Genomic DNA, 7,729 nt, shown 5'->3' on the forward strand with positions numbered 1-7,729 from the left:
GGCGCTGTTCAAGGGCCAGCATGAGGTCCGCGAAGCGATTGTGTTGCTGCATCAGGCGGCGGGCATGTTGTCCCAGGCCCACGGGGTGGTGCTGCCCAGCGAAGCCGGGCGCTTGTCTTATGCGCGTCGCCAGCCCCATGGCGTGGTCGGGGTGATTTCGCCCTTCAACTTTCCCCTGGTGCTGTCCATGCGTTCTGTCGCGCCGGCCCTGGCGGCGGGCAACGCGGTGGTGCTCAAGCCGGACCCGCAGACCCCGGTGAGTGGCGGTTTTCTCATTGCCCGGTTGTTCGAAGCCGCAGGCTTGCCCAAAGGCTTGCTGCAGGTGTTGCCCGGGGCGGCGGACGCCGGTGAGGCGCTGTGTCGCGATCCCAACGTGCGCATGATCGCGTTTACCGGTTCCACCGGTGCCGGTCGCAAGGTCGCTGAAGTGGCCGGGCGCAACCTGAAGAAAGTCGCGCTGGAGCTGGGCGGCAAGAACCCGCTGATCATTCTGGAAGACGCCGACCTCGACCTTGCGGCCCGTAACGCGGCCTGGGGCGCCTGGCTGCACCAAGGCCAGATTTGCATGGCCACCGGCTTGATCCTCGCCCATGAATCCATCGCCGGCGAGCTGACCCGCAAACTCGTGGAGAAGGCCCAGGCCTTGACCGTCGGCAACGCCGCCCAGGGCGAAGCGGCGCTGGGGCCGCTGATCAATCAGCGCCAGTTGCAACGGGTCCATGACATCGTCAGCGACAGCGTGCGCGCCGGGGCGCGGCTGGAAACCGGCGGCAATCACGATCGGCTGTTTTACCAGGCCACCGTGCTCAGCGGCGTGAAGCCCGGCATGCGGGCCTTCGACGAGGAGGTGTTCGGGCCTGTGGCGACGGTGGTCAGCTTCGCCACCGATGACGAAGCTATCGAATTGGCCAATCGCACCGAGTACGGCTTGGCGGCGGCGGTCATTTCACCGTCGGTGGGCCGGGCCATGGCGATCGGTGAGCGCTTGCAGTGCGGCCTGTTGCATATCAATGACCAGACCGTCGCCGATGAGTGCATCAACCCGTTCGGCGGGCGCGGCGCCTCGGGCAATGGCGGCAATGTGGGCGGTCCGGCGGACTGGGATGAGTACACCCAATGGCAGTGGGTGACGGTCAAGGACAAGGCGCCGATCTACCCGTTCTGACAGGCCGGTTGTATCGGGGCGGATGAGCTGAAGGCCCTGCGAGCAGACAACAATAACAAGAGGACTCAACATGAAACTCGACAACAAGATTGTGCTGGTAACCGGCGTCTCGTCGGGCATCGGCGCCGCCACGGCGAGCCTGCTGCGCACCCATGGCGCCCAGGTGATCGGCATTGACCTCAAGGCGCCGCACATGACCCTGGACGGTTTTGTGCAGGGCGATTTGAGCAGCGCCGAGCACATCGATCGGCTCCTGCCGCAGCTCCCCGCGCAGTTCGACAGCCTTTGCAACATTGCCGGGGTGCCGGGCACCGCCAACCCGCAGCTGCTGGCGCGGGTCAATTACCTCGGCTTGCGTCACTTGAGCCAAGCGTTGCTGCCGCGCATCAACGCGGGCGGCAGCATCGTCAACATCGCCTCGATCCTGGGTGCCGAATGGCCATTGCGCCTGGAACAGCACAAGGCGCTGGCACGCCTCGAAGGTTTCGCCGCCGGGCAAGCGTGGCTGGCCGAGCATCCGGTGCCGGACCAGACCTGTTACCAGTACTTCAAGGAAGCCTTGATTGTCTGGACCTATGTGCAGGCCCAGCCCTGGTTCCTCGAACATTCGGTGCGCATGAACAGCGTCGCGCCAGGGCCGGTCTTCACCCCCATTCTCGATGACTTCGTGAGCATGCTTGGCGAGGCCCGGACCCAGGCCGATGCCCATCGCATGAAACGTCCTGCCTACGCCGATGAGGTGGCGGCGGCGATCGCGTTCCTGTGTGCCGACGAGTCGCGCTGGATCAACGGCGTGAACTTGCCGGTCGATGGAGGATTGGCGTCCACGTACATCTGAAAGGCTCGCCCGAAAAACGCGGTGCGAGCCGCTATCCAAAAATAACAATAATGAGAAGCCTCCATGGATAACGTCAAAGATTGCTTTGGTTTCAAGCAGTGCGCCCTGTTCCTGGCGTTATGCAGCGCCGGTGTGATGGTCGAGACGGTCGAGGCCATGCAAATGGACCTGGGCGATTCCGACTGGAAACTGCGCTGGGACAACACCATCAAGTACAGCCAGGCCTGGCGCCTGCATGGGCAGGACAGTCGCTTGACCAACGCGCCCACCGCCAACGGCCTGTACCCGTCGATCCAGAGCCAGGGCGACAAGAATTTCAGCAGTGGGCTGGTCTCCAACCGCCTGGACCTGTTTTCCGAAATGGACCTCAGCCGGCAAAACTACGGGCTGCGCGTGAGCGGCGCGGCCTGGTACGACGACATCTACAACCAGGACACCGACAGCAGCGAACAACCGCATTTCCTTAGCAAAACCCGCGAGCTTCATGGGCGCGACGCGGAAATCCTCGACGCCTTCGTGTTCCTGCGCGGTGACCTCGGCGAAGACTCACAGGGCGTCGCACGCCTGGGCCGACACAGCCTGATCTACGGCGAAAGCCTGTTCTACGGCGGCAACGGCATCGCCAATGCCCAGGGGCCGACCGATGTGGTCAAGCTGCTCAGCGTGCCGGGCACGCAATTCAAGGAAATCCTGCGGCCGGTCAATCAGATCTCCGGGCAGTTGCAGATCAACCCGCAGCTGTCGGTGGGCGCCTACTATCAGTTCGAATGGGAACGTTCCAACCTGCCGGGCGCCGGCAGCTACCTGAGCGATGCCGATGCCATTGGCTACGGCAGCGGCCCCTTGCGCGAAGTGTTCGGCAACGACACGGTGAATGGCGGCGACTTGAAGCCGCGAAATTCGGGGCAGGGCGGTATGCAGATCCGCTTCAAACCGAGTGGCACTGAACTTGAGCTGGGTTTCTACGCGGCGCAGTACCACGATAAAGCGCCGATCGGCTTGTACGCCTACCTGGATGGTCCGGCTGCTGCGGCCAGTGGATTGCCGATCCTGGGTTCCTATCGCCAGGTCTATGCCGAAGACATCAAGACCGCTGGCATGAGCTTCTCCACGGCCTACGGCCCGTTCAACTTCGCCGGTGAAACCTCGGTGCGCTGGAACGCGCCGCTGGTGAGCAACCTGCAAGTGGTGGCGCCTGGCGTGGAAGCCGATGGTGGCGACAATGCGTTGTTTGCCCGGGGCAAGACCGCCCACGCCAACCTGTCGGCAATTTACCTGCTGTCGCCCACCGCGTTCTGGGACGGCGGCTCGGCCCTGGCCGAACTGGCGTGGAACCGCACCTTGAGCGTGACCGAAAACGCGGCCGCGCTGGATTCCAACACCACCCGCGATGCCACGGCGCTCCGCGTCCTGATGGAGCCGGCGTACTTCCAGATCATCGACGGGATCGACCTGACCGTACCGATCGGGATGGGGATTGTGCTCGATGGACGCTCATCGGCGGTCAACAAATCCGGCTTCGGCAATACCCATTCCGGCGACTGGAGCGTCGGGCTCAAGGCCACCTACCTGCAACGCTGGGACGTCGGCCTCAACTACGTGAATTTCTTTGGCGCACCGAAAGCCGGGCTGCGCGAGGACGGCAATTTCAGTTACGGACAGTCGTTGGCCGACCGCGACTTCGTCTCGCTCTACGTGAAAACCTCATTCTAATAAGGTGGATTCGCCATGCAGAACACAACATTCCTGAACACCTGCCTCCTGACCCTGGCGCTCGCCAGCACGGGCCTGGCGCAGGCGGCGGTGTCGCCTGATCAGGCCGCGCGCCTGAAAACCGACTTGACCCCCTTCGGCGCCGAGCGTGCCGCCAATGCCGATGGCAGCATTCCGGCCTGGCAGGGCGGCTACACCCAGGTTGCGCCCGGCTATAAACCGGGAGACAAACGACCGGACCCCTTCACCGGGGAAAAACCGCTGTACTCGATCAAGGCCTCGAACATCGAACAGTACGCCGGTGAATTGGCCGAAGGCACCAAGCTGCTGCTGAAGAAATACCCGGACTATCGCCTGGACGTGTACCCGACCCATCGCTCGGCCGCCGCGCCGCAATGGGTCTATGACAACACCGGCAAGAACGCCACCCGCGCCACGCTGGACGTGGACAGCGAAAAAGTCTCCAACGCCTACGGCGGCATTCCATTCCCGATCCCGGAAAACGGCGCGCAAGTGCTGTGGAACTACCGCTTGTCCTGGCAGGGCGGCGACACCATCAGCTCGCCGTTCGATACCTGGCTGATGACCGCTGGCGGCAAGAAAGTCCAGGCGACCCGGGCCCAGTACACGTACCAGTTTCCCTACTACGTCGAAGGCGGCAGCCCGGAAAACTATTCGGGCAAGTACCTGCTGGGCAAGCTGTTCACCGAGTTGCCGTCATCCAAGGCCGGCGAAGGCCTGATGACCCATTGGGACCTGGACCCGGCCAACCGCGCCGCCTGGCAGTACCTGGTCGGCCAACGCCGGGTTCGCCGGGCGCCCAACATTGCCTATGACACGCCGGACTTCGTGACCTCTGGCGTCGGCCTGTTCGACGAAGCGTTCATGCTGTTCGGGCCGACCGATCGCTACGACCTCAAGCTGGTGGGCAAGAAAGAGCTGATCGTTCCTTACAACAATAACCGCGCCGCGCTGGCCAAGAGCGACGACCTGGTCAGGGTGAATTTCCTCAACCCGGATCTGGTGCGCTGGGAGAAACACCGGGTCTGGGTGGTCGAGGCCACGCTCAAATCCGGCAAGCGCCATGTCGTACCGCGCCGCACGTACTACGTCGACGAGGACTCCTGGCAGATCCTGATGGCCGACGGTTATGACGCCCAAGGCAAACTCGGTCGGCAGATGTATTCGTTGACGCTGCTGGCGCCAGACCTGCCGGCCCTGACCGCACAAGTCATGTGGGGCAGCTACAACCTCGACACCGGGGCCTACTTCCTCAACTCATCGAGCAACGACCTGGCGGTTCAGTATCAGAAAGTCGCCAAGCCTTCTGCGTCGTATTTCACGCCGGATGCGATGGCCAACGAAAACATGCGCTGAACCTGTGGCGGCCGTGTCGCGGGAAATGCGCCGCGGCCGCTTGTGATTTTCCAGGCGAGAGAAAGACATGAGCGTTGAAAGAATCTTTGCACGGCGCGGTCCGCTACGGAGCGTTTGCGCCTTGGCGTTGTGCCTGTTGGCGAGCGGGCCCTGGGTCGCACAGGCCACGACATTGGCCGTGCTGCAGCAACCGGCGATACCGACGGCCAAGGCCCAGCGCGCGGTATTGCTCGGGCTGGCCCGGGCCGGCGAGCGCCTGGTGGCGGTCGGCGAGCGTGGGATCGTGCTGCTTTCGGATGACGCTGGCGTCAGTTGGCGCCAGGCCCAGGTGCCGGTCAGCGTCAGCCTGACGGCGGTGCAATTCGTCGATGCCGAGCAGGGCTGGGCGGTCGGTCACCTGGGGGTGGTGCTGCATACCCAGGACGGCGGTGAAACCTGGCAAAAACAACTCGACGGTGAGCGCGCCATCGCGCTGGCGGTGCACGTTGCCGAGCGCGACGCCAATCAACCGGGCGGCGCCGGCAACCTGGCCCAGGCCCGGCACATGCTTGATGACGGACCGGATAAGCCTTTTCTGGACCTGTACTTCAGCGACCGCCTGCACGGTTATGTCGTCGGCGCCTACAACCAGATCTACCGCACTGACGATGGCGGGCGAAGCTGGCAACCGTGGATGCAACATGTCGACAATCCCCAAGGGCTGAACCTGTATGGCATCCGCGCCTTGGGCAACGATCTGTTGCTCGTAGGAGAGCGCGGCTTGCTGTTGCGTTCGACCAATGCCGGACAGTCATTCCAGGCGCTGAATTCCCCTTACGAGGGCAGCTTTTTCGGCCTGCTCGCGACGCGCGATGGGGCCTTGATTGCTTACGGCCTGCGGGGAAATGCCTGGCGCTCCGATGACCGTGGCAACAGCTGGCGACATCTGGAGACCGGCCTCGAATCGACTCTGGCGACTGCCGTGGAACTGCGCGACGGCAGCCTGTTGTTGGCCAGCCAGAGTGGCGAGCTTCTCTTCAGTCATGACCAGGGCCGCAGTTTTGACAAACGCCAGGTTCGTAGCGGTGGCACTGTCGCTGCCGTGCAACAGGCGGTCGACGGCAGCCTGGCCAGCGTCGGCTTGAGCGGCGTGGCCGCTGACCAGGACCCGCGGGCCTCCGGCAAACCTTGAAACTTCACGGTGTAGCGCTATCGAGCCACGGCTCGCGCAACAGGAGTCAACCTTGAAAGACGACAAAACCCAAACCGTGATCAGCCGCCAGGAAGACTTCGACCGGGCGTCGGGCAACTTCGCCGAGCGGGCGATCTTCAACCATCGACCGCTGGTGGTCCTCCTGTGCCTGTTGGTGACGCTGGTGCTCGGTTGGCAGGCCACGCGCATCGGTATCAACGCCAGTTATGAGAAGACCATTCCCACCGAGCATCCCTACGTTGCCAATTTCCTCGAGAATCGCAGTGAGCTGAGCGGCCTGGGCAACTCGCTGCGCATCGCCGTGGAAGTCAGGGAGGGGAGCATCTTCACCAAGGATTACCTCGACACGTTGGCCAAGCTCAACGACGAACTCTACCTGCTGCCGGGTGTGGATCGGCCCTACATGAAATCACTGTGGACGCCGACCACGCGCTGGACCGCCGTGACCGAAGAGGGCTTGGACGGCGGCACGGTGATCCCCGACGATTATGATGGTTCGATGACCAGCATCGAGCAGGTGCGAACCAATGTGGCCCGCTCCGGTGAAGTCGGTCAGTTGGTTGCCGGCAACTTCAAGTCGAGCGTGATCTTCGTGCCGCTGCTGGCAATCAATCCGCAAACCGGCAAGGCGCTGGACTATGGCGAGTTCTCACGGCAACTGGAGGCACTGCGAGACAAGTATCAGACCGCTGACCTGCGGATTCATATCACCGGGTTTACCAAGATCGTCGGCGACCTGATCGAAGGGATGACCCAAGTCCTGTTTTTCTTCGTGGTGGCGGTACTGGTGACGGTACTGGTGCTGTTCGGCTACACACGTTGCGCGCGCAGCACCCTGGTGGTGGTGATCTGTTCGCTGGCCGCAGTGCTTTGGCAACTGGGTCTGCTGGCCTTGCTCGGTTATGAGCTGGACCCTTATTCGGCACTGGTGCCGTTCCTGGTGTTCGCCATCGGCATGAGCCATGGCGCGCAGAAGATGAACGGCATCATGCAGGACATCGGCCGTGGCACCCACCGGGTGGTCGCCGCACGCTATACCTTCCGCCGATTGTTCGCCGCCGGCATTACCGCCTTGCTCTGCGATGCGGTGGGCTTTGCGGTGCTGCTGCTGATCAACATCCGGGTGATCCAGGACCTGGCGATCACTGCCAGCCTCGGCGTAGCGGTGCTGATCTTCACCAACCTGATCCTGCTACCGATCCTGCTCAGCTACATCGGCGTCAGCCCGGCGGCGGCCCAACGCAGCCTGAGCGCGGAAACCACCGAACAGCAGGCGCAGATCAAGCATCCGCTGTGGCGTGCGCTCGATCTGTTCACCCAACGGCGCTGGGCCATTGGCGCCATGTTGGTTGGTTTGCTGCTGGCTGCGTTTGGTTTTGCCGTGAGCCTGCACCTGAAGATTGGCGACCTGGACCCCGGCGCGCCGGAGCTGCGCGCCGACTCA

6 protein-coding genes are annotated in these 7,729 nt (G+C 63.2%); all 6 read left to right on the plus strand.

Annotated features, from left to right (window positions below):
- A partial coding sequence (locus tag OC610_RS16710; RefSeq protein ID WP_264429144.1) for a benzaldehyde dehydrogenase occupies window positions 1-1,165 on the plus strand: 1,165 nt, incomplete at its 5' end.
- A 70-nt stretch (window positions 1,166-1,235) separates the two neighbouring features.
- Window positions 1,236-2,003: a coniferyl-alcohol dehydrogenase gene (locus tag OC610_RS16715; protein ID WP_264429146.1), complete on the plus strand. Its 768-nt coding sequence runs from the start codon at window positions 1,236-1,238 to the stop codon at window positions 2,001-2,003.
- A 63-nt stretch (window positions 2,004-2,066) separates the two neighbouring features.
- On the plus strand, window positions 2,067-3,716 hold the full coding sequence (locus OC610_RS16720) for a DUF1302 domain-containing protein (RefSeq protein ID WP_264429148.1): 1,650 nt from the start codon (window positions 2,067-2,069) through the stop codon (window positions 3,714-3,716).
- Between the two features lie 15 nt (window positions 3,717-3,731).
- Window positions 3,732-5,093 (plus strand): DUF1329 domain-containing protein, encoded by a 1,362-nt coding sequence (locus OC610_RS16725; protein WP_264429150.1) that lies wholly within the window; start codon window positions 3,732-3,734, stop codon window positions 5,091-5,093.
- 67 nt (window positions 5,094-5,160) lie between these two features.
- Complete coding sequence (locus OC610_RS16730) at window positions 5,161-6,264, plus strand: WD40/YVTN/BNR-like repeat-containing protein (RefSeq protein ID WP_264429152.1); 1,104 nt, start codon at window positions 5,161-5,163, stop codon at window positions 6,262-6,264.
- Between the two features lie 52 nt (window positions 6,265-6,316).
- A partial coding sequence (locus tag OC610_RS16735; protein WP_264429154.1) for an efflux RND transporter permease subunit occupies window positions 6,317-7,729 on the plus strand: 1,413 nt, incomplete at its 3' end.

Origin of the sequence: Pseudomonas agronomica (assembly GCF_025917275.1) — a bacterium.
Lineage (GTDB): Bacteria > Pseudomonadota > Gammaproteobacteria > Pseudomonadales > Pseudomonadaceae > Aquipseudomonas > Aquipseudomonas agronomica.

Bases quoted from the DNA above. Each gene is read 5' to 3' on its own strand.
- OC610_RS16715 (WP_264429146.1), top strand. From the start codon at position 1,236: ATGAAACTCGACAACAAGATTGTGCTGGTAACCGGCGTCTCGTCGGGC.
- OC610_RS16720 (WP_264429148.1), top strand. From the start codon at position 2,067: ATGGATAACGTCAAAGATTGCTTTGGTTTCAAGCAGTGCGCCCTGTTC.
- OC610_RS16725 (WP_264429150.1), top strand. From the start codon at position 3,732: ATGCAGAACACAACATTCCTGAACACCTGCCTCCTGACCCTGGCGCTC.
- OC610_RS16730 (WP_264429152.1), top strand. From the start codon at position 5,161: ATGAGCGTTGAAAGAATCTTTGCACGGCGCGGTCCGCTACGGAGCGTT.